Origin of the sequence: Mucilaginibacter lutimaris, assembly GCF_042676625.1 — a bacterium.
Lineage (GTDB): Bacteria > Bacteroidota > Bacteroidia > Sphingobacteriales > Sphingobacteriaceae > Mucilaginibacter > Mucilaginibacter lutimaris.
In genome coordinates this window covers 1-24755 of record NZ_JBHTIA010000011.1, presented here as the reverse complement: position 1 = coordinate 24755, position 24755 = coordinate 1, and the positions used below count along the sequence as shown (strand labels likewise).

17 protein-coding genes are annotated in these 24755 nt (G+C 44.9%); 12 read left to right on the top strand and 5 right to left on the bottom strand.

The genetic code is table 11. The features are described 5' to 3' along the window. Window positions 1–3: 3 nt before the first annotated feature. From ACFQZI_RS14870 to ACFQZI_RS14860, 3 genes are read right to left on the bottom strand one after another with little or no spacing between them, the layout of a single operon-like run. Window positions 4–1419, bottom strand: coding sequence for a GspE/PulE family protein (locus ACFQZI_RS14870; protein ID WP_377143793.1), 1416 nt, complete (start codon window positions 1417–1419; stop codon window positions 4–6). Window position 1420: 1 nt separating this feature from the next. Then, entirely contained in the window at window positions 1421–1942 is a 522-nt protein-coding gene (locus ACFQZI_RS14865) for a hypothetical protein (RefSeq protein ID WP_377143791.1), read from the bottom strand. A 1-nt stretch (window position 1943) separates the two neighbouring features. Continuing rightward, complete coding sequence (locus tag ACFQZI_RS14860) at window positions 1944–2354, bottom strand: type IV pilin protein (RefSeq protein ID WP_377143789.1); 411 nt, start codon at window positions 2352–2354, stop codon at window positions 1944–1946. Window positions 2355–3235: 881 nt separating this feature from the next. Between ACFQZI_RS14860 and ACFQZI_RS14855 the strand changes: the two genes are divergently transcribed. From ACFQZI_RS14855 to ACFQZI_RS14845, 3 genes are all read left to right on the top strand, one after another. Then, complete coding sequence (locus ACFQZI_RS14855) at window positions 3236–7153, top strand: DUF5977 domain-containing protein (protein ID WP_377143787.1); 3918 nt, start codon at window positions 3236–3238, stop codon at window positions 7151–7153. A 193-nt stretch (window positions 7154–7346) separates the two neighbouring features. Next, on the top strand, window positions 7347–10952 hold the full coding sequence (locus ACFQZI_RS14850) for a DUF6443 domain-containing protein (RefSeq protein WP_377143785.1): 3606 nt from the start codon (window positions 7347–7349) through the stop codon (window positions 10950–10952). A 1-nt stretch (window position 10953) separates the two neighbouring features. Beyond that, the gene (locus ACFQZI_RS14845) at window positions 10954–11637 is read left to right on the top strand and encodes a hypothetical protein (protein WP_377143783.1); all 684 of its coding nucleotides are present in this window, start codon (window positions 10954–10956) and stop codon (window positions 11635–11637) included. 54 nt (window positions 11638–11691) lie between these two features. Here the strand turns inward: ACFQZI_RS14845 and ACFQZI_RS14840 are convergent, their stop codons facing one another. Further along, window positions 11692–12036 carry a helix-turn-helix domain-containing protein gene (locus tag ACFQZI_RS14840; protein ID WP_377143781.1) on the bottom strand — a complete coding sequence of 115 codons (345 nt, stop codon included), beginning with the start codon at window positions 12034–12036 and terminating at the stop codon, window positions 11692–11694. 200 nt (window positions 12037–12236) lie between these two features. On the opposite strand from ACFQZI_RS14840, the gene ACFQZI_RS14835 reads away from it, so the two are divergent. From ACFQZI_RS14835 to ACFQZI_RS14795, 9 genes are all read left to right on the top strand, one after another. Further along, entirely contained in the window at window positions 12237–12431 is a 195-nt protein-coding gene (locus tag ACFQZI_RS14835; protein WP_377143780.1) for a hypothetical protein, read from the top strand. Between the two features lie 317 nt (window positions 12432–12748). Next, window positions 12749–13399, top strand: coding sequence for a hypothetical protein (locus ACFQZI_RS14830; protein WP_377143778.1), 651 nt, complete (start codon window positions 12749–12751; stop codon window positions 13397–13399). A gap of 131 nt (window positions 13400–13530) precedes the next feature. Continuing rightward, on the top strand, window positions 13531–13668 hold the full coding sequence (locus tag ACFQZI_RS14825; RefSeq protein WP_377143776.1) for a hypothetical protein: 138 nt from the start codon (window positions 13531–13533) through the stop codon (window positions 13666–13668). Window positions 13669–13756: 88 nt separating this feature from the next. Further along, window positions 13757–13918: a hypothetical protein gene (locus ACFQZI_RS14820; protein ID WP_377143774.1), complete on the top strand. Its 162-nt coding sequence runs from the start codon at window positions 13757–13759 to the stop codon at window positions 13916–13918. A 774-nt stretch (window positions 13919–14692) separates the two neighbouring features. Beyond that, window positions 14693–15607: a hypothetical protein gene (locus ACFQZI_RS14815; RefSeq protein WP_377143773.1), complete on the top strand. Its 915-nt coding sequence runs from the start codon at window positions 14693–14695 to the stop codon at window positions 15605–15607. A 301-nt stretch (window positions 15608–15908) separates the two neighbouring features. Further along, window positions 15909–16190 carry a phage integrase SAM-like domain-containing protein gene (locus tag ACFQZI_RS14810; protein WP_377143771.1) on the top strand — a complete coding sequence of 94 codons (282 nt, stop codon included), beginning with the start codon at window positions 15909–15911 and terminating at the stop codon, window positions 16188–16190. Window positions 16191–16645: 455 nt separating this feature from the next. Next, window positions 16646–20212, top strand: coding sequence for a DUF5977 domain-containing protein (locus tag ACFQZI_RS14805; RefSeq protein ID WP_377143769.1), 3567 nt, complete (start codon window positions 16646–16648; stop codon window positions 20210–20212). Between the two features lie 70 nt (window positions 20213–20282). Further along, the gene (locus ACFQZI_RS14800; RefSeq protein WP_377143767.1) at window positions 20283–23711 is read left to right on the top strand and encodes a DUF6443 domain-containing protein; all 3429 of its coding nucleotides are present in this window, start codon (window positions 20283–20285) and stop codon (window positions 23709–23711) included. A gap of 11 nt (window positions 23712–23722) precedes the next feature. Then, window positions 23723–24124 (top strand): hypothetical protein, encoded by a 402-nt coding sequence (locus ACFQZI_RS14795; RefSeq protein WP_377143766.1) that lies wholly within the window; start codon window positions 23723–23725, stop codon window positions 24122–24124. A 41-nt stretch (window positions 24125–24165) separates the two neighbouring features. Here the strand turns inward: ACFQZI_RS14795 and ACFQZI_RS14790 are convergent, their stop codons facing one another. Continuing rightward, window positions 24166–24498 (bottom strand): helix-turn-helix domain-containing protein, encoded by a 333-nt coding sequence (locus tag ACFQZI_RS14790; protein ID WP_377143765.1) that lies wholly within the window; start codon window positions 24496–24498, stop codon window positions 24166–24168. Window positions 24499–24755 lie beyond the last annotated feature (257 nt).

Here is a 24755-nt window from a genome sequence, read left to right as displayed (position 1 = left end):
TTTTCAAAAGTTAAATAATAGGGGATATATCTCTTCTGCGGAGGTCGCGCCATCCCGGAACAGGCTAAAAGCATTTCCGGCCAGGGTGCCGATGCCCCTGGCGTCCAACAGGTCGTTTACCTGCTGATTGTTCTTTTTGATCTCGCCCGAGAGCTCCAGATCGATGGGGATGACTTCGTAGATCGCTTTACGGCCTTTATAACCTGTGAAGAAGCATTTGCCGCAGCCCTCCGGCTCATAACAGGTTTCGATTTCTTCAGGCAGTCGGAAGTGAGGCGGAAACACCGACGGATCGTAACCGACCTTTTTTTTACAATCCGGGCAAAGTAACCTGACCAGGCGTTGGGCGACCGTCGTGTTGAGCGTACCGGAAAGCATAAATGCCGGTATGCCCATATCGATGAGGCGGTTGACAGTTCCCCAGGCGGAATTGGTGTGGATGGTGGACAAGACCAGGTGTCCCGTCATTGCCGCACGGATCGCCATATTGGCCGTATCCTGGTCCCGGATCTCCCCAACCATGATCACGTCCGGGTCCTGACGAAGAAAGGTACGGAGGGCTTCTCCGAATGTCAGCCCGATGGATTCTTTCAGTTGTGTCTGGTTGATCCCGTTCATCGTGTATTCTATCGGATCTTCGATGGTCAGGATATTTCTTCTTTCCTCGTTAAGCAGTTTCAGCGTCGCGTAGAGGGTGGTCGTTTTGCCGGAACCGGTCGGGCCGCTGATCAGAAGCAGACCGTTGGGCCGTTTGACGCCCTGCAAAAAATTGTTCAGGTCGCGGTCGGAGAATCCAAGCCGCTCAAGGGTAATATCAGCAGCATCATTATTGAGTAAACGAAGCACCACTTTCTCTCCGTACAAAGTTGGTAACACCGATACGCGGATGTCGAATTTACTTTCCGCAGTAACAAAACTCATCCGGCCGTCCTGCGGGAGTCGCTTTTCGGCGATGTCGAGGTTAGACTCTACTTTGATGATATTGACCAGTAAAGAATAGTCTTCCTGGGGGATGAGTTGCCGTTCGACGAGCAACCCGTCAATGCGCATCCGCACGCGGCATTTGCTTTCATATATTTCGATGTGGATATCGCTGCTCCGGAGTGTCCTCGCCTCGGCGATCAGTTTACGCAGGTAGTTGCCGGACTTCGCACTTGTTTCAGGTGCTTTTTCGTTCCCTGCCCGCTGGTAGTATTTGCTAAGCAGCCGTTCAACCGTCGGTTTGGGCAAAGCGTAGAGACGCACATTCGCGCCCAAAACGACGCGCATTTCTTCTTCAAGCATTTCCAGATCACTGGATTCGCTGCAATAGAGTTCGAATTCATTTGCTGACCACTCTTTCGGAAGGACCTGATAGTGCCACGCGGTTTCCGGCCTTAATTTGTGCAGGTCATCTGTGCTTAGTGTGATCTCTTGCATATCAGCGGGTCAAAAAAGTAAACAATTGATCATCATAGATATCGTACCGGCCAAAAAGCCAGTCCCCCGCCAGAAATAATATAAATATCAACGCTTGCAGGCCTGCAAGCGGAATGTGCCTGTTGGCAGATCTTATGATTTGAAGATAGAGCAGCCAGCCGGTCAACACCAGTAATAAAGACAGGATGTAGAATGCAATGAAGGTTGTTACCGGCAGGAAAAATGCAACGGAGATCAGGAACAGGATGTCTCCCCAGCCGATCATCTTGTCCACAACTTTGGCCTTTTGGCCACGGGTGATCAGAAAGTACAGCCGGATACCTAAAAACTGCAGCATTAGGAACAGGAGGTTGAAAGCAGTCAGCCGTAATGTGTCGCTTAGCGGGTAGGACAACAGCCACTGAAGGGTCAGGCCACATAGGGCGATAAAGGGAAACACCGGCCAGGAAACCGACCGGCTGGTGATATCCTGAATCAATACGGTCAGTAAAAGCCCCACGACGAAAATTTTAAGCAGTACCACGTCAATCAGGAGTAACTTGTTTGATCGCCTTGTCCTGATTGATCTCCCAAACATTGAACTTTCCGTCACCGTTAAAATCGGTCACGGATGTAGCCCTGGCAATGAAACCGGTATTATCAGCACTCAGGATCTCGATACGGTAATTCGCCGTTCCGGTCTTGTCGTCGGTCACCAGTTTGCGCTGAAGGAAACCCAGTTCCGCCATATCCTGGGTATAACGCGAATGTTCGAAAAAATAGCTTTCTTCGAGGGTTTGCAGGTAAGCCAGCTGAACCTTGGCTTCGGTCGTTTTGGTCCGGGTGATCTGCGGCATAAAGGTCGGAAGCGCCAGAAAGATCAGGATGCCGACAATTACGAGTACGACAAGCATCTCCGTCAATGTAAAAGCTTTGATCCTCCGGATCTTTAGCATAGGTTTAGGCAATTTCATATTCAAAATATCAACTCCCTAAATTAATGTTTTTTCTTATGCAAAAAAGGCCTTTTTTAACTTTTTTACCTTTCTTTTTTTACTATACAAAACGCCTGATATTTTAAAAGCGTTAATGGTGAGTGTGCAAAGAGCAGGAGGCGCCTTAAGTTCGCTGAAAACCCTTTCTTTTATGAACGACACCATTCTTATCTTTTTCGGTGAATATTGAGGTAGATCCTATCTGCCCTATAAGCCAGGACCAGGTTCGGATGTCAAATTCCACAGGTTCATCCGGAATAGAGATGTTGCTTATTCCTTCAACGGAAATAAGTATTGCCGGCTTTTAACGTTGTTTGATACCTGATCCTACCAAATCAATGGCCAGCGAAGTTTTTGCGGCCAAGGGATAAAAACTACCGTGAAGATCCCGGTGGTCATTAACTGCTCACAATTATTGAGATAAATTGACTAATCCGTTTTAATATCACCATTTTTGGTTACTTTTGAGGGTTGGAAGTCATTGACGCCAACTTATTATCTAAACCTTATTTCATGAAGATTTACTTATTCGCCCTGTTATTCTTTGGGCCTTTTGCAGGTAAAACGCGGTTGATAGTTGTCAGAGCGAAGATTAATGACTCTGAACAAGGACACGCCGGTATCGTTACATCCCCTCCTTCGTCAAAAATTAATCTTGTACAAAATTGTATCGTTTTGCGCACCTGCTGCTGTAAGATAGTAGGGTATCCGGTAAAAGTAGTGCAAACCATATTTTAATGAATTTGAGGAAATTTCTAAATCTCCTGGCTGCAGAAATCATCAAGCCAGATCATGAACTTACTTCTTTGGAATACATTAGAAATTGATATCCAATCAAAACCATGCCTTATCAAAAAATGCTGCGTTATGCGGCTTTGTCAATCATCGGGATCTCGTTATCACATATTACACTGTTCGCGCAAACTGATCTGCCGCGTGTAGTACCCCCGTCACCGGAATCCGCATCTTTATTTAGGTTTCAGGATTATCCGGTGGGTACCTCTACCGGGATACCGGAGATCAGCATCCCCTTATTTTCACTGAGGTCGGGCTCTTTAAATTTACCGGTATCGATGAGTTACCACGCTGGTGGCCGTCAAGTATTCGATCAAACAGGGCCCATAGGCATCGGCTGGACGCTAATGGCAGGCGGGCGGGTTTCGCGTACCATCTATGGTAAGCCTGATGATGAAACAGGCTTTCCGGCAACGCTTCGTAGCGCAAATTCTATCGACCTTAATAATTACCAGGATTTCGATTATATCGCCAACACATATGGAGGTAATAGCGAATATGACATATTCTCTTTTACCTGCGGCAATATAGGAGGCAAGTACTTTTTAAGTAACAACAATATCGTTCAGATGCCCCTGTCTTCCACTCAAATCACCTGTGGGTTGGACTTTTTCCCTACAAAGATAGTAGATGATAAAGGGACCGAATACCGTTTTGAGCAACGAGAAAATTATCAATCTGTTTTCCCTTACAGAACGACCAGCAAACTTTTAACCTCTATCATATCTGCTGACCGGAAAGATACGATAACGCTGTCATACCAGCCGTTTAATTACAGCGACGCAAAAAGGACAGCTTCACTGGTCATCACCGATGATGACAACCGGTCAACTAACCCGCCAAACCCGGCGATCAACTACCAGGTTAATTCAAACTTCAATCAATACGTTATTCAGCGATTAACGGAGATCCGCTTCAAAAGCGGCCGCCTCGTTTTTGCCCTGGCGCCTTCGAGTGATCAGATCAGCAGCATACAACTTTATAATAACGCAGGCCAGCTGCTCCGAAGCGTTGATTTCTCCAGATTCGTGATGGACTCTCCGAGTTTCACAGGTAATGCCAACTGCCAGGAGATTGACGGGCTTTTCTTTAAAGATGCTACCGGGCAGATCGCGCAAAAATACGCTTTTACCTATCAGCCAAGCTACGATTTCAGTGGTCAGGACCGCGACTTTTGGGGCTATTTGAACAGGGAATCGTCCATTGGCAATACGAAGATGGTACCAAATTATACCGCCATTCCTTATCGTACTATGAAAGACTATGGATGGTTGACATATACCTTTCAAGGCGGAAACAGGAATGCCCAGCCGACTACCGCGGGCGTTATTAAAAAAATTTATTATCCGTCCGGAGGCAACACGGAATTTTTCTTTGAGAGAAATATGTGCAAAAAGATAAATGGTGACGCGTTTGTAGGACCGGGACTTCGGATTGCTAAGATCAAGACTAGTGATAACAATGGCAAAGTGACATTGAAAACCTATAAATATGGGGTCGGTGAAGACGGTTATGGAACATTGCCGGGCAACTATATATGGGAGGAGAGTACTTACTCCAGAGAAATGTCTAACGAAATGCGTTATATCACTTCATGGACTGACGGCGCCAGTGTAATGCGAGGGTACCGTGTACGGACGTATTCGTCAGAGTTATTGCCTCAGGTATCGGAGATCTACAACATCCCGGTCTTTTATAACCGTATCGCCGTTTATGAGGGTGATCTCAACCGCAACAACGGAAAAACTGTTTTCAATTTTAGTCCGGGTATGTCGCACAGTGAGGGTTCGCTGCCTTCACCCGCATTGACGCCAGGCAGTACACGAGCAAATTACAATGCATATCTCAACAGTTTTGCCCAGGATCCCAATATCATCGTTCCCTACACCAGCCAGTTCAATTATTTTCAGGGCGCCAGCAGGCTGATCGGTACTGAAACCTACAAAAATGTCAACAATAGTTTTGAGAAGGTTGCCAGCACCGGCATGAGCTACATGGACAGCCAAACTGCAAACTATCGTGGGATGTACATTTACAAGCAAATTGAAGGTTTTGGTAATCGCGCGCCTGATAACCTGCCCGTTTATCGTTATGCAGACTATTTTATCAGTACCGGTACTTCCCGGTTGAGCAGCCAGTCAGAATCCGTAATTGAAAACGGGTCAGAAATTAAAAAGCAGACCGATTTTACGTATAATAATAATGAACTGGTGAGTCAAACCCAAACTACACGCAGTAACGGTGACATCATCACAACGACCACAAAGTATCCTTTTGACCAAACAGGTCCGGTCAATTCGCTGATGCTTGCTCGGAACATGATCAATTATGGGGTGGAGGTTGAAACCAAGAAAGGTACGCAAACGCTATCACTTGTAAATACAAGTTATAAAGATTGGGGAAATGAAGTTATCGCCCCGGAGGTCGTATCGCTTAAAACCGGGAACGGAGCTGCTGAGCCAAGGGTAGTTTATTCAGGGTATATAACGCAATATCAGCCCTCCGCGGTCGCTAAGGCCGGTGGCCCGCTCAAGGTCTATCTTTACGGTTACGCAAACGAACTTCCGATAGCCGAAGCTACGAATACTACACTGAGCAGGATAGCCTTTGCGAACTTTGAATCGGATCAGACCGGTAACTGGATTTATGCCGCCTCGGGATTGGTGACTTCAGATGCGCGGACCGGGAAAAGATCCTTTCAGTCAACCCTGACTTCCGGCACTCTGCCGGCGGGAAATTACTCAGTATCGCTATGGGCCAAGGGTTCCGGCAGCGTTTCTGTGAATGGCGTTGATAAAAACATTACGAATAACTGGAAGCTGTATGAATGGGCAGTTAATTCGCCGGGAACGGTTTCTGTGAATGCCAATGGCAACAGGATCGACGATGTCAGGTTATCACCGGCAGAAAGCCAGATGACCACTTACACCTACGAACCGCTTAAAGGCCTGACGAGCGCCACAGACCCTAAGGGCTTAACTACCTTTTATTCTTATGACGATTTCCAGCGATTATCGACAATAAGGGATGAATCAGGAAATATTAAGAAACAATTTAACTATAATCAGACTAACCCAAGCTTTTATAGCTATCCTGTGAACGTGACGCTGCAGAAAAATGGTTGTCCGCCCGGCTATTATGGAGAAACCCTTACCTATTCCCTTGATGCTGGAGCTTTCACTTCTAATGTCAGTCAGGAAGAAGCTAACCTGGCGGCAGCCAGAGATTTGGCAACCAATGGACAACGATATGTCAATGAAAATGGCCGTTGCCTGCAATATTACAGCGACTATCAATCCCGTTGGATACAAAAAAACGATTGCAGCCTTGGACAGGAAGTTCTATACGAGGTTCCCGCCAACAAGTATACATCGGCGATATCAACTGACGATGCTAATCAAAAAGCCATCAATGAAATTAACGCTCTTGGGCAGGCATGGGCCAACGCGCATGGCGTCTGTTTGACCGAACCGTATAAAAGTAATGTTGTTGAGGGAATGGTATCACGAGCATGCAGTTCAGGATATGTGCCCAGTCCTGCACAGGTAAACTTTAGGCTGGAAGCAGGGAGTTTTACCTCCCTGAGATCCGTGGCAGACGCAACGGATAAAGCTGGAAAGTACTGGGGAGCAAACAGCGTTGCCTACGCTGAACAACATAGCTCCTGCAACATCATCGGAACAAAAAGTTTTTCCGTTTTCAACGGAACAAGCTACACGTTCACCATTAGGTTGAGTAACGGAACAGATAATACGACTTATTCAGTTTCTTCGGGATCGTCGACGACCATTTCCTTTCCTGCCTATGAAAATATTTATGTAACTATAAGTACGGCGGCCTGCGGTTCGTGTACTTTCAGATTTACTTGCGGAACGCAGGTCGTAAATGGAGGGTTGGGGTCGTTCACCGTAAATTCTGCAAATCCAGCGAACAGCATTAATATTGGAAATGGGATCGCGAATTGATGTCTTATTGGATATCAACATGCAACTTAGTAAAGAACTGTTGAGCAGTTCGAAGACCTGGATGAAAAGCATAAAGGATGCGAAGGCAAGACGACGTAAAGCGAATATAACCGCTTCCAGCAATTGATGAATCAAGGAAAACACATTATCAAACAGACTAATTAACAATACAACTGACCAAAGAGCATATCACATGATGAATATTTCACGCAAACGTACTCGTTATTATTTGCTCACAGTAATACATGTATTTTTGGGTTTTTCGCCGGTATTCGCCCAGACGAAGGTAACTGTTCCGATGACGACAACGCCGTTAGCGGGGGAGTATTTCAGTTATACGGGTATAACGCTTAGCCCGGGTTTCAGTTTTACAGCGGCGGCGGGCCAAAGCTTGCGCCTTTATATAATGGATTCCGACTGCCAGCTGCTTTCTACGGCTCCAAGCGCGGACCAGAACTATATCATAACATCTGTCCCGAGGCAGCCAGGGGTGAACCCTGGCGCGACAGGTTTATTGACCTGTGACCTGATGCAGACCATAGCGTACTTTGACGGTTTAGGCCGGCCATTTCAAAAGGTACAGGTACAGGGCTCACCATTAGGGAAAGACATTGTGCAGCCGGTGATCTATGACCAGTTTGGCCGGGAAGCAGTAAAATACCAGCCTTACGCCTCCTCTGGTAATGACGGTAGTTATAAAGCTAATGCTATAACTGACCAGTTGAATTTTTATCATCCGCCCGGTACTGCCTTTGCAATCACACAGCTACCGGGTAATATCGCACATATCCCGACGCCTTATTCGCAGACCGCCTTTGAGGCGTCTCCCTTGAGCCGCGTGCTGGAACAGGGCGCACCGGGCGACGCCTGGCAGTTGACGGGGGCATCCAATGAAAGCGGTGTTCCTTCAGGCCATACGGTAAAGCTGGATTATACCACGAATAATACGATATCTCCTGTCACCTCTTTAACGGGTTATTATGCGAAGCTTTACAAGATCAGTGAGATAAGCGCCACGGACCAGAAGCGCACACTTATCTTGGGGGACGGGACAAATAACTATTACACCACGGGGCAATTGTATGTTACGGTGAGCAAGGATGAGAATTGGGTAAGCACAAAAGGTAAAGTCGGTACGACGGAGGAGTACAAAGATAAGGAAGGGCATGTCGTGCTCAAACGAAGCTTTAACCAGCCAGCCGGCTCGTCTGCAATAGAAGTACTGTCCACTTATTATGTGTATGATGATTTTGGCAACCTCGCCTACGTACTGCCTCCGAAAAGCAATGCGGACAATGTGCTGCCCGACCAAACGATGCTGGATAACTTATGTTACCAGTACCGTTATGATGATCGGAGCCGGCTGACCCAAAAAAAAATGCCGGGTACAGACTGGGAGTACATGATCTATAACAAGCTGGACCAGTTAGTCGCCACGCAGGATGGCCTGCAAAGAGGCAAAGCGCCGCAGGAGTTCACGATCAGTAAATATGATGCCGAGGGCAGGCTGATCATAACAGGTATTTACGTTCATCCCTCAAGCACATTAGGCTCAGATTACCGTTCGGTAGTGCAAGTCCTTGTGAACAACCAAACCACGCTTTGGGAGTACCCCACCGGCGCGTCAGGCAGCTACGGGTATACAGCTGAAAGCTGGCCTTCATTAATATCTAACTTTTTATCCGTTAATTATTATGACGACTACCGGTTTTCAGGCACTAATCCGTATCCATATGCAGACGCCAGCACGATGACGAAAGGTCTCCTTACGGGCAACTTAACCAATGTGCTGGGCACGGGAAATATGCTTTGGAGCGTTAGCTACTATGATGAAAAGGGGCGTAATGTAAAAACGTATAAACAGCATTATCTTGGGGGCGGCACCGCAAGCATTCTAAATTATGACGAGACCAGCAGCAGTTACAACTTCAATGACCAGGTGACTTCAGTTACACGCAATCACTTTAATAAAAATGTAAGCACCGTTTTGCCGGCCGTAATAATAACGACTACCTACGATTACGACCACATGGGCCGGAAGACCAATACCTTTGAGCAAATTACAACAGCCCCTTCTAATCCTGGCGGAAAGATCTTGCTGTCCAGGAATTATTATAATGAGATAGGGCAGTTAAAAACCAAACATCTGCATAGCACGAACAACGGAAGCAGTTTCCTGCAGGACATTGACTTCGCGTATAACGAGCGCGGTTGGCTCAGCATGATCAACGATCCGGCAATAATACCAACGGCAAATAAACTCTTCTCAGAGCAGTTAAGTTATGATACCCCAAAATACGGTGCTTCCGCGCAGTATAACGGCAATATCGCAGAGCAGGCTTACCGGGTTTATAGCTCGCCAATCAGCGGTGTCCAGACCGTTAAATACGCCTATGACGCGCTCAATCGCCTGACTGACGGTACAAGCAGCAGCGGGTTCAGTGAAACGGGCATCAGCTACGACCAGGCGGGCAACATCAATACGCTTAACCGCCTTACCGCGCCCGATGCGGCGAACTTAGTGTATAGCTATAACGGTAACCAGTTAACAACGGTGACCAAAGGGGGGGCGGCGTTCCGCAGCTACGGGTATGATGTGAACGGGAATGCCACGAGCGACGGGCATGGGAATACGATCAGCTACAATATGCTGAACCTGCCGCAAAGCATCCCCGGTAAAAATCTGAGTTATACTTACGATGCTACAGGGAATAAACTGCGTAAGGTAAGCGGGGGCACGATTACGGAGTATATTGGCGGTATCCAGTATTCAGGAGCCAATATCGACTTTGTGCAGACGGAGGAAGGCAGGGCCATACGTAGCGGCACCAACTATAATTACGAATATACGCTGACGGATCACCTGGGGAATAACCGGGTAACGTTCGACCAGACGAGCGGCAAGGTGGGCGAGGAGGATTATTACCCGTTCGGATTGAACGTGCACCGCTACATAAACGCGGGAAATAAGTATCTTTACAACAAAAAGGAGCTGCAGGAAGAACTCAGCCAATACGATTATGGCGCGCGGTTCTATGACCCGGTAATAGCCAGATGGACAACTGTCGATCCGTTAGCTGAACAGATGAGACGGTATTCTCCTTATACTTATGGTTTGAATAATCCTATGAGGTTTGTTGATCCCGACGGGATGGCTCCACTTGATAATTTCCTGATACGACAGGATGGGTCCATACATAGGGAGAAAACCGATGATAAAACCGATAGTTTCTTTATAGAGACATCATCCAGGGAAGATGGGAATAATATTATTAGATCCTATACTAAAGTAGCTACCTTAGATAAAAATGAAAATGGTTTAGATAAACTCGAAGACATAACATATAACGGTAAAGATCCTAGTACATCTTTTTCAATATCTGTAAAAGACGGCAACGAAGAAAAAGCTTATATGAGCGGTACCGCAGCAGCTGCGTTAATCGGTGCTGCATCGGGAGCAAACATTAAGGACCTTACCGTTGTTCAATTTAGCTTAGCAGATGGCTCATCCCCAGATCCGAGCACTTCACACAAGCGAGGGAGGAATGGCGATCTAAGGTACTTAAATACAAGTGAAACAGGGGCTGGTACATTAGTCGGAGACAAAAACATGGATAGTGGAAGGCAATCTGATCTGAATAACGGTTTATATAAATATGGGTGGAAAGATATGGTTTCTGAGAGAAGACCGGATGGTAGCTTATTACCACATACCAAATCTGCCAGGGAAAGCGGAATTAAGTCAAACCATAAAACACACTTGCATTTACAAGGGTTTAAACCTAAAGTTGTTAATTGATATGAAGCGTTTAATGATAATAGTTACCTTATTGGTAATACAAGCCAACTTATTATTGGCTCAAGAAACAAAGATGTTAGGAACGGGAGTTGTTTTTGCACAGGATGAGTTCAAGGATATTAATGTACTTAATTCAACTGGCTCATTATATGTGAAATTAACCCAGACTTCTGGAGGAGAAATAAAAACTACTTATTCACAGCCAGTCCAACAAAGCGTATTGATAAATAGCATAAAATCCAATTATCCCTATTATGCTCTTAAGCATGATAAGTATAAAATCCCTCTACCAAAATTATCGATTCGCGCATTTTATCCAGATGCAAGTGTTATTGTGTTTGATGCCATCAAGGTTGATAATGGGTATAAGATATTTGTAAACGGCGACTGGAAGATTATAAAGCCCACTCGAGCAATCCAATATCAGGATTGGGCTACCTACATGAAAAGGGTATACGTTAAAGCTAATAAGGTTCATCCCCTTTATAAAGACTGCAGTACTAAATCTATGATAGTAAGTGATGATGTGGAAAACAGTTACAAGGTGTTAGAGGTTAAGGGCGATTGGATAAGAGTACAATGTTCCCAAGAATGTGAAGGCTGTCCCGACAATAAAATATTGCGAGGCTGGATAAAATGGCGGGATAAGAATACAATCATCATCGATCTTTTCTACTCGTGTTAATATCCAACAAAATCCAGTTTAATAACAAAGCCAGGTACATACCGGGCTTTGTTATTAAAGAGCGTAAGTCTTACGAGCTTTAGCATCCCTAAGCAAACCATCGAGAGCATATAGAATGCTGTATCTATCAGGTTCAGAAAGTGAGTTCAATTCGTTAAGACGTTTAAGCATAGCCGGGTCTTTCAGCACGTTCAAATCGTCGTTTTCTCCTAGTAAATGCCCTACAGTAGTATCAAGTAGTTTGGCCATATTACGGGCGACCTCAATAGATGGTTTTGTTTCGTTCCGTTCATATTTGCCAATGACAGTATAAGAAGTATGCATCAACTTGGCAAGGTCTTGCTGCGAAAGCCCTTTGGCATCCCTGCACTCCCTTAATCTCTTACCAAATGTATCCATATATTATTACAGCAGTTATACCTATATATACTAATATACGCAACTAAATACTACAATAAAATCCCACCAGTAGGAACAAAAAGCGCTTTTTTAATGTTGTTTAGTGCTATAATAGTTCAATATATTATAATAAGGTTTTAAACTTGTACTATATAAATATATTTAAATCACATACAATACATTAGACTTTTTTTAAAGCGATGCATAAACCAGTTGGGCTTATTACTGACAATCCCGAGCTATTACTGTACATGAATTGCAAATTGCACATCACTGTATTGGGTGGCATTAAGTTGACGGGCTTTGACAGATTGAAAGTGACGCTTAAACTGGTGAATACGGATGATAAGTTCAATGTCTTTCGGCATAGCCTGGATCTTTACAACAGCATTTAAACGGAGCAGCTGATCGAGAAATCAGCCGAAGCCCTGGACGTAAGTACCAATGAGATCAGCACGGCCATTAGCCAGCTAACCACCGCCTTAGAAAATTACCGGTCGGAGCGCCTGGAAGCGATGAAGCCCAAACAGGTTAAAAAAAGCAGCTAACCGAACCCGAACGCAAAGCGGCCATTCAATACCTGAAAAGCCCCGAACTGTTAACCCGGACAAGACAGGCGATTGCACAAAGCGGCCTGGTAGGCGAAGAAACGAACAGCCTGATCGCCTACCTCACCTATACATCAAGGAAACGGCATACCCCGCTGCACCTGATGTGCCTAGGCGCAAGTGGTATGGGCAAGACCTGGTTACAGGAAAGAGTAAGCGAACTGATGCCGCAAGAAGATATACTGGAAATCACTACGCTAAGCATGAACGCCTTTTACTACTTCGGCAAAGAAGAACTGAAACATAAACTGCTTTTAATTGAAGATATGGACGGTGCAGAAGCAGTATTGTACCCGTTACGTGAACTGCAAAGCAAGCGCAAAATATCAAAAACGGTAACGCTGAAAGACAGTAAAGGCAACCTGAAAACGGTAACGCTTAATTTAGAAGGCACGGTTTGTATATCGGGCTGCACCACCAGGGAGCAGCTTTATGAAGACAATGCGAACCGCTGCATCTTACTGTATATGGATAACAGCCCGGAGCAGGACAAAAAAATAATGGATTATCAGCGCAAACTAAGTGCAGGGCTGATCGACCAGTACGAGGAAAGAAAGGTCAGGGAGCAGATCAAAAACGTGCATCGCATCTTAAAACCCATCAGCGTTAGAAACCCTTATGACACTTACTTAAGCCTGCCGGAAGCTGTATTCAAACCACGCCGTACGATGCTGCTGCTGTTAATGTTCACCGACAGCAGGTTACGGGCTTTACTAATGGTTACGGAATTTATTAGGAAGGTAACGCGGACCTGAACTATTTCGCAGGTAATATGGCCGTAGGCACGACCAACACCCCAACCGGTTTTAATTTGGCGGTTAACGGAAGTATGATAGCAACCTTTCCGAAGTGAAGAAATATATTAAAAAATCATCATCTGCGGGATTTGCCGTCTGCAAAACAGATCGCAGAGAATGGCCTGGACCTCGGAGAGATCAATAGATCACTTACTAAAAAGGTAGAAGAACTTACGCTATACCTGATTGAAAAGGATAAAACAGATGCCGCCAGCAAGCCCAAATAAATCATTTGATACGGGAATTTAACCGTTTAAAGCGAAAAGCGCGACCTAAAATACGTCCCTAATACATTGCAAAACGGAGCTAAGGTAAGTGAGCCGGGCTAAAATAAGTAGTGCAGCCGCGGGTGGCTGTTTTAAAGGCTATATTGCCAAACAGGACAACAACAGTTATAGAGCCATCGGTATCGCGTATTACGCAGACGACGAACTGGCGCTGATCGCTGAATCATTCAGGGTAAAACCTTTTGCCTAATCACTACCTTTTCCGGCAGGCGCACTTGTGATGTTCATTGAGATTGCTGATAGTGGATGCGGCCATTTTTTCAAGGGCCGCAATATCGATGTCTGACAATTCAACTCAGCCTGATTCCGTGAGAGTTGGAAACTGAAATTCCTAAACTTATGACTGCTATGATTTACATAATAGATTTTTTAGGCCAGAACCCAATTATATTACCGAAGCTGAAGCCCGTGCATTCGATTATAAACCCGAGTGATCACCGGAATGCTGGATGTTATCCCTCAAGCTCATTTGTGAGCAAAATCTTAGGGGTTTGGCATTAACTTATCTTGATGACTGATTATGATTATATTTGAAACATTACATTTGAACCTTTAACGATGACCAATATTATCCTAAAAACTTACCAACTATCGGAACTCAGCGAGGTTTAAAATACATAACGTAACGTCATCATTTACCCAATGTGCTTCAGCAAAAAGCAGAAAGTAATGTCTTGGTCTTAATAATATAAACACGATCCTAACCCACAATAGAAGAGCTAAAACTTTATTTAATTGAGCAAATCAGCGAATTTAAGAACTCAAACGCGAAAAAAACACATATAAGTATGTACGCGAACTATTTAATGAGCACCGTAAGAAATTAAGATTAATACCTCTAACGTTTTCCGGTTAGTTGTGAGCCGCCAAGATGATAGCACTGCTCTCCATTCTCCGCCATAAAGATAATGTAAACAAAAATAATTATTTTTATAACCGATAATATCCTAATCTCTTACATCTTATGACAAGACAAAAGCTTTTTTTGCTAATGCTGACACCCTTAGTCACCGTTGTTAACCAAGTTAATGCCCAGTGGACGGCGTCTGGAACAGCTATTTTCAACAGTAACATCGGAAACGTTGGAATTGGTACATCTTCTCCTGCCAATAAATTAACCATATTTGATGCGAGTGCGAATAATACTTACCTTTCAGTCAGCAACAATTCTTTAGGTACGTTCATGGGCGCAGGCGGCGTGGCTTTGGGCATAGTGGGCACATCTACAAATCATGATTTAGGGCTGTATACAAATAATACAGAGAAAATAAGGATCACAAGTACCGGCAATATTGGCATGGGCACAACGACTCCATTTAAAAAATTACATGTTGCCGGCAGCAGCATGGTAGTCACCACAGCTGATTTTACCGCTGGCGGAACAGGGAGCAGTCTTCTTTTAGGTCAGAACGGGTTAAGTGGTAATATCTACAGCCTTTTGCAGGCAACGATAGATGGCCCGAACAACGGGGGGCTCTTAGCGCTGAACCCGAACGGCGGGAACGTCAGTATAGGTACCACTGATCCCAAGGGATATAAGTTTGCGGTCAACGGTAGCGTCATAGCCACATCAGTTACGGTTAAACTTTACGCCGCATGGCCGGATTTCGTTTTCAAACGTAACTATTCGCTTTTACCACTCAGACAGGTAAGAGAATATATTTACAAAAACCAGCGTTTGCCTGATATGCCGTCAGCTGCTGAAATAGAACAAAAAGGTGTCGATGTGGGCGAAATGTTGAGGCTGCAAACCCGGAAAATCGAAGAGTTAACACTATACTTAATTGACAAGGATAAGGAATTGGCGGCGGAACACGCTTTTAACAAGGACCTCGAAAAAAGAATTAAGCGGCTGGAAAAGGCGCACAAACTCCGGTAGCCCCCCTTCATCAGGAACCGGAAAAGCCTTTTCTGTTGATTATACATAGCCCGATAAAGTAAGAATATAACTACTATCATTCATAGCTTGCGATCTGGCAAGCAATGGTGTAAATGTTCTATTATATGACAAACCCGGAATCGGTAAATCAAGAGCTGATTTTTTTCGGCGGTTTTCTACTTTTTGGCATTAAGAAAAAGGTTACCATAGCAGAGGTGCTCAAAAATCTTTTTCAGGGGTCAAAGATTCAGAGCATACATTGCACGCTATTGTATAATATCACCATATCAAGATAAGTGAAATGCTGGCGCGTGGCACCATGAAAAACTACTACACTACCGCCGCCTATCTCAAAGAATTCGTTAAGCACGAATTCAGGCGCTCGGATATCTATCTCTCAGAGCTTGATTATAGTTTCATCGCTAAACTGGAAAATTTTCTCAGAAGACATCAACCGGAGAACCATCAAAAAAAATTAGAAAATAATGGCCTGATGAAGCACTTAGAGAGGTTTAGAAAAATAATTCGGCTTGCTGTAAAAATGGACGAGCTTGATAAATACCCTTCTCTTTATTTCAATTAAAGTTTAACAAAAACGAGCGCGGTTTTCTTACGGTCACAGAGCTAAACAAGATCGAAATATTTTTCGGAAGATATATAATTATTTTTAGATTCGCTATAATTGCAAATAGTTTAACACCTAAACATTAAATCATGTCTTATAACAAAACCTCAGCCCCCGAAATTACACAACAATTTGTTTGCCTTAGATAAGGCACCACCATCTGAATTTGCCCGATACTATCGATTTTCCTGAATAATGTTTAATGGTATGAGTGTTAATTACCAGGCCGAAGTGTACCCGTTGTACTGACAAAAGGTTAGTGCTTTTGAGGGAAACGATTGTGATGGCGCTGACATGCATGAACGGGAACAATTATCGTTAACCAACTTCTTTAAAAAGAACAAAACTTGGTTGCTCAAGCTTTCGCGGAACACAGCAAGCGACAAATAAAACAAAAATCAACTCGTTGTATAATGAACAAACTATTGTTAGCCCTGATGCTCTTATTTTTAACGGGCAAGTCGTGTTTTTCACAAAACACGCAAAATCCCACTAATTATATCAGGACTGAATTGGTTCCCGCATCTCCAAATGCATCAAGTTTGGGAAAATACGGTGAAGTCCCCTTAAACCTTTCCACTGGCGCGCCTTCTATTAATTTGCCGCTGTTTACTGTGGGAGGTAGTCAATTAAGCCTGCCAATAACTTTAAACTACAGTTACGACGGATACAGACCTACACAACCAATCGGGTGGGCAGGTTTGGGGTGGTCCCTCAATGCGGGAGGAGTAATATCCAAAACTGTTAAAGGGCGACTTGATGAAAGCGCGAGTTCAGGAAGAAATTTTGATGACGATTACGTAAAAGGTAAAATAGAAGGTAATAAGGATGTGGAATTTTTAAATGGGGTTTATAACGGCTTGTATGATACGGAACCTGATATCTACAGCTTTAATTTCGGTAAGTATTCAGGGAAATTTATAAAATACAAAGGAACTTTTCATTGCTTCCCTTATCAAAAATTAGATATCGGTGGCAACAATACTGGATTTACTATTACAGCCGAGGATGGAACCAAATATGAATTTAACGAAGTGGAGACCACACGTCAAAAAGGATCTTCTTCATCACCATATACTTTGCCGACATACGTTTCATCCTGGTATCTTACTAAAATAACCAATGCGGCGGGAACTGAAAATATATATTTAGAGTATACGAGTGAAGGTACCATTGTTCAACCCGGCACACTTAGTCAAACATTTCAATATTTTCTTTCGACTACCAATAACAATAATCCAAACATCTCTCATGAAAACAAGCTGTTTGAACCGGTCATCACGTATCCTACTTATGTTACACCTAAAAGACTTATAACGATTGTTTCAGATCGCTTTACTGCAAGTTTCAATGCATCTCCCGATAACAGAACCGATATAAATCAGGATTTAAATGGTTCAGCAAGGGCACTTGATAACATTAGCATCACGAGCAGCAATGGCAGGGTTGTCAAAAATATTTCGCTTAAGCACAGCTATTCGGGTGCGGGCCTGCAATTGGATTCTTTAATAGAGAACGCTTATAAAATTGTTGACAACGATGTGCTGGTAATTGATCCTGCCAATACCCAAAAGCATGCTTTCTCCTATAACGCCGTCGATGGCGTTTCGCCTAAGATCTATGCGGCCGTAGACCATTTTGGTTATTTCCGCGGGGGCTCTTACGGCTATATGATGATGCCTTCGGGAATTGTTCCCAACGGTATTGACCGTTCTCCGAATATGAATGCAGCGCAGGGTGCGTTGAATAGAATAAACTATCCTACCGGCGGTTACACCACTTTGGATTATGAGCTGCATAAAAAGTATGCTGGCAATCAGTATAAAAAGGATGATCGAATCTCGGCTGACACAATTGTGCGCCCTGTTTTAAATCCCAACGGTTTTATTGAAGGAAGCGGCAAGAGTTTCATCATTAATTATGATCAGGACGCAGTAATTTACGTCCAAAGGGAGGTGAAATCACCTTCAGGGGATGGCTTCACCCATAACGCTTACAAAGATTTCGATTTATACAAGATAGTTAACGGCAACAGTCAGTTGATTACTTCAGGAACAATACTATTGGAAGCCGAGAACAGCGGTAAAGCGTTTACTGTAACACTTTCGCCCGGCCAATACAGGCTTAAAACTTACTGCGATGTAAAAGAAAAGGGAATGATTGCGCTAGTCCAATTTAAAATGCAGACCAATATTCCTATTGAGGGAGAAGACGTTGGAGGGATAAGGGTTAAAAAAACAATAGATTATCCGGTTGTAGGCTTGCCCATTACGAAGGAATATAAGTATACCAATAGCTTGGGGTTCTCTACGGGACAAAATGTTTGGGCAGGCTATGAATCCAGTATTTACACGGAGCGTTTTCAAGATCCGGAACTTCCCTGGTCCTATTATGACAACGTATATAACAATATCAGCTCATTCGTAGGAGAAAATTACTATATGGGTGTACCCCAGTATTACCTTTCCGTAACAGAAGCTATAACTTCAGGCACAGTAAGATCCAGTACCCGTACCGATTTTGTATCCTATAACGACTTTTACATGGGCACGGAGCCCCTGCGTGTGACGCATTACAAATTAGAAAACGGCATCGAGAAGCCTGTTCAACGGATAAGTTACAACTATCAGTTAGCGGCAGATACTTTTTTAAGAGCGATGAAGATACGTAAAATATTTACAGGCCATGCAGGTCCGCCGCCTCTCTATGATTACGAACCAACTGTTTATCAACTGAATTTTATGTGGAAATACCTGACTTCGACAACAAAGACAGATTATCGTGGCTCCGATTCTATTATTACTGTGACAAACAATTACTACGATGTGCCTAAAACCCGAAACTTACTGTCAACACAGACAACAGACTCCAGGGGGAGGCAATTGATCACCCGGTTTAAGTATCCTGAAAGTTATGCACCTGCGTTAAACAGTCCATTTATAACAGCGCATGTACTTGACCCCGTCTGGGAAAAGCAGGTCTGGCTGAAAACAGGTACCGACTCTGCGCTGGTATCAGCGGTCCTTAACCAATATAGCCCCACTCTGTTTCAACCTGTCAAGATGTCCTCGCTGAGCGCTCCAAATATAACCAGTTTAAATAATGAATTGAAAGGTACGAATAATCTTTATACAACTATGGTTAGCGATACCCGTTTCGATGAACGGGTAAATTATACCTATGATAATTTCGGAAAGCTGGCGACTCAGCAACTCAAGTTTGGGCCGGCAATCTCTTATAAATGGGGATACCCTGCCGTTACTTACTATATAGCAAATCAAAACAAGGTGCAGGTCATAGCCGAATGTAAAAACGTTGCTGATACCGGTTTTTTTCATGAAAACTTTGAAGAAAATATGGCAGCGCTGGTTGATGTCGCTCATACTGGTTACCGGTCTGTTAGTTCTTACACGGCTAACTGGATCAAGCCCAATGCGCGGGCTTACATCATTACCTATTGGTATAGAACGGGCGGTATATGGAAATATAAGTCAGACCCTTATGTCCAGAATTATGTTTGCGTGGGGGGCGATCATTACGATGATATATGTATTTATCCGGCAGATGCACAGATGACCACCTATACCTATGATCCCGGCGTTGGCGTAAAAAGTATCATAGACGCGAAAGCGAATACAACCTATTTTGAATATGATAACCAGAACAGGCTTAAAAGCGTCCGGGACCAGGACGGAAATATCGTTAAGAACTATGTATACAACATAGCCGGTTCAAACCTTAATGGTAATATGGCCGATGCAGCGCCATACGCTAACCAGACCATATTCGGTTATTTTACCAAGAATGATTGCGGTGATTATTACCAGGGGTCGGTGGTCAAGTACACGGTACCTGGCGGGACTTACCGTGGGATGACGCAGCAGGAGGCGGACGGCAAGGCACAGGCGGATCTTTCAGCGAACGGTCAGGCGAACGCGAACGCGCGGGGTAAATGTACGCAGATGGGTTTAGTGGAATAATGTATTTAACAAATGATCTAATGTATATCTCATGTTGAACTTTCGTGTACGAAGCATTCGGGTCTTTGCCATGTTATTGGCGGGGGGGTGTATAGCGCGCGGGGCAAGGGCGCAGTATATCTCGTCGCCGGCGGTACTAAACAGCGCGGTGAGTGCGGGCGCCTATTATAATGAAAGCGGTATAACGTTAAGCCCCGGCTTTACGTTCACTGCTACGGCCAACCAAAGCCTGCAGCTGTATATCACCGATGGCAGCTGTAAGCCGCTGTCGGTTGTAGCAAGCAGCGACAAGAACTATATCCTTACCTCTGTTCCGCGGGTGCCGGGGATCAAAACGGAAGGTGCGCTTGCCAACCGGAGCACGTGCGAGCTGATGCAAACGGTGCAGTATATGGATGGTCTGGGCAGGCCTGTTCAAACTGTAGTGGTAAAAGGCAGCAGCGACGCGCTGAAGGATCTCATCCAGCCGGTCGCCTATGATTATTTCGGGCGGGAGACCTACAAGTTCCAGCCTTTTGCCTCGGCTGTAGCGGCCAGTGGCAGTTACCGGGCAGATGCCCTGCAGCAGCAGCTGAGCTATTACAACAACGGGGCAGGCGGCAGCCAGCAGCCCAATGGGGTGGTCAACAATGCCAAGCCGTTTTCGGTAAGCGTATATGAGCAGTCGGCGTTGAACCGTGTGACAGAACAGGGGGCTCCCGGCGAAGCCTGGCAGCCCTACGATGCGGCGATAGCTAACTCAGGCCACACGGTAAAGCAGGTTCTTGCGGTCAATAACATCACGGCGCTTACGGATACGGCAAACACACTGCTTGCGGCCCGGTATGTGATCAGCGCAATAGACGGGGTCAGCCAGGCGCGCACGCTGGTACGCGATGATAAGTACGGCGCGAGCCAGTTATATGTGACGATTTCGCGCGATGAGAACTGGAGGAGTGGTAAGGGCGGTACAAGCGAGGAGTATACGGATAAGAGCGGTAATGTAGTGCTGAAGCGCACGTTTAACAAGAATGGCGCTGTCATGGAGATCCTGTCTACCTACTATGTTTATGACGACCAGGGCTACCTGGCCTTTGTACTGCCGCCCAAGAGCGATGCGGACAACGCCTCTGTCATCAGCCAGGGTACGTTAGATAACCTGTGCTACCAATACCGTTATGATGACCGTGGCCGCCTTACGCAGAAAAAGCTGCCGGGCAGGGGCTGGGAGTATATGGTTTACAATAAGCTGGACCAGGTGGTGGCGACGCAGGATGCTGTCCAGCGCAATAAAACAACGCCGGAGTGGACAATTACCCGCTATGACGCGATGGGCCGCGTCGTGATGAGCGGCCTGTACCCATACGGCAGCTCAGGTGCAGACACCCGCAGCGTGGTACAAACCCAGGCTGACGGCTTTACGGCGTTATGGGAAGCACCCACCGGCAGCGCGGCAGGCAATGGCTACACGGCCGTAACGTTTCCGGCTACGGTAAGCACCACCCTTCGTGTAAACTACTATGATAACTATAGCTTTGCGGGTACCAACCCTTATCCTTATGCCGGTGCAAGCGCCTTGACCAAAGGCCTGCCAACCGGTACGCTGGTGAATGTGCTGGGCACAGGTAATATGCTGCTTTCAGTGATGTATTATGATGACCAGGGCCGTAACATCAAAACCTTTAGTCAGCATTACCTTGGCGGAACGGTACATGGCAGCAATTATGATGAGATCAGCACAGCTTACAGCTTTACCGATGAAGTGCTGACGGTATCCCGCAGGCACTTTACGGTAGCCTCGGGCAGTGTTACCCCGGCATTGGTGGTGGCCAACCGCTTTACGTATGACCATACAGGCCGTAAGATAAGCAGCTACCAGCAAACCGGGACGGTGAGCGCGCCGGAGGTCCTTATCGCCCGGAACGACTACAATGATATAGGGCAGTTAAGGACCAAACACCTGCACAGCACGAACAGCGGCAGCAGTTTTTTGCAGGATGTAGACTACGCGTATAATGAACGGGGCTGGCTCAGCAGGATCAACGACCCCGCCATAGCGCCAGCTACGACCAGGCTGTTTTCGGAACAGTTAAATTACAACACCCCGCAATATGGCGCCTCCGCGCAGTATAATGGCAACATAGCCGAGCAGGGGTATAAAGTGTATGGCTCGCTTAGCGCGGGGCTGCAAACGGTAAGCTACGCTTACGACCAGCTAAATCGTCTTAAGGAAGGCAACAGCAGCAGCGGGTTTAGTGAAACGGGCATCAGCTACGACCAGGCGGGCAATATCCATACGCTTAACCGCCTTACCGCGCCCGATGCGGCGAATTTAGTGTATAGCTATAACGGTAACCAGTTAACGGCGGTGACCAAAGGGGGGGCGGCGTTCCGCAGCTACGGGTATGATGTGAACGGGAATGCCACGAGCGACGGGCAGGGCAATACGATCAGCTACAATATGCTGAACCTGCCGCAGAGCATCCCCGGTAAAAATCTGAGTTATACTTACGACGCTACAGGGAATAAACTGCGTAAGGTCAGTAGCGGTACGACAACTGAATATATCGGCGGCATCCAGTATTCAGGGGCCGGTATCGACTTTGTGCAGACGGAGGAAGGCAGGGCCATACGTAGCGGCACCAACTATAATTACGAATATACGCTTACCGACCACCTGGGGAATAACCGGGTAACGTTCGACCAGACGAGCGGCAAGGTGGGCGAGGAGGATTATTACCCGTTCGGATTGAACGTGCACCGCTACATAAACGCGGGAAATAAGTATCTTTACAACAAAAAGGAGCTGCAGGAAGAACTCAGCCAGTACGATTATGGCGCAAGGTTCTATGATCCGGTGATTGCAAGGTTTACGTCAATAGATCCAGTGGCAGAACACTTTCCTTGGATGACTAGTTATCAATACGCATCAAATGATCCTGTAAAAAACATTGATTTAGACGGGCTTGAAGGAATACCATTTTCTTTTTTCTTTGAAAACACTGCTATAACACCTAAAATCGGCCCTGTCGCAGAAATAGCTGGAAAATATTCTGTGGAAAATATCTCGAAGGCAGGAGGAGAGTTTTCTGGCAAAACATTAGAGAGTTTTCGTAGGGGAAATGCAGCAGAAGCAGAACAATTATCTAAAAATGGATTAGAAAAAAACAATGCTCCTATTAAGCTGCCGGATCCAAAAACTGGAAAAGATGGAGTTTCGGTTCCAGATGCTTTCAAAAATGATGGGCAGTCAACGGTAGAGATAAAGAATGTTAAAGGGCAGTCTTTAACTAAACAGTTAAGATTGCAGGAAAAATATTCTAATGACAATGGTTTTAAACCAGAATTGATAATTAATGAGGGAGCAAAAATCTCTAAGCCTTTACAGAACTCAACCTTTGATATAAATACATACAAATCAATGCCAGTTGTAATGCCTGCGGATAATACGAGGGTGATACCTACACCAATAGTGCCTCCTAAACCACCGCCACCACCACCTTGCCCTACTTGTACCTAATTAATAATAAAATGGATCAAATCAATATAATGGAGAATGTGACTAAATTAGTTGACGTAATAAAGCAACAAGCCGAGTTATTCATCGTAGAAGGAGGAAGCTTTTATCCTTTCGGTACTTGCATTGATAAGCTTGGTGAAATTAAACCAATTGGTGCATATTTAGAAGGGAATGACCCATCTCCCTCCGAGTTAATCAGTATGCTTGAAGCTCATTTTGTAAAGGGGCTAAACAATGGTTTATTTAATATATGTGCTATAGCAATAGACGTGTCAATTAAAGAAAAGGACAAGTCTTATGATGCTTTGGAAATCAGATTGTTTAATCTTGAAAAGGATGACGTCGATAAATTATATTATAAGTATAAGGTTAAAGGAAAAAAAGTTCAATTTACTCCTCAAGAAATAAGTTAAAACTTTCTTTATAACAAAGCCTGGCCATGCGCCGGGCTTTGTTACTTAAGCAGGGCTTGCAGTTTGTTTTTAGCAAAGAAAGCATCCATTGTAGCGAACAGATGTGAGCGCTCCTCCTGTGGCAGCTTCTCGATCAGCTTTAAACGGTTCAAAGCATCCTGGTCAATGTTTTGATATTCTGCATCTTTTACCAGGTAATCCAATGTTACGCCTAAAGCATCAGCTACCTTTGCGGCTGTATCAATAGACGGCTTGATTTCATCCCTTTCGTATTTGCCGATAATATCGCCGGACGTACCCACGGCCTTGCCTAAGTCTCCCTGGGTCATCTTTTTTTGCTTGCGTGCGTAGGTGGTTTTCTCTCCAAACGTCATGATATATCAGATTTATGAGCTTAAAATGAATGAATAAACAAATATAAGTGAATAAAAATGCAGATACAATTACAATAGTTCTTGTTTGCAAAAGAATGATTAGTTGGTTTTGTGAATTATAAGTCGTAAAAAACTTTTTTTTCAACATGGCTAAACTAATAACGGATAACGCAGAATTACTGATCTACCTGGACGGCAAACTGCACATTACCATCTTAGGCGGTATCAAACTGACAGGCTTAAACCGTATGAAAGTA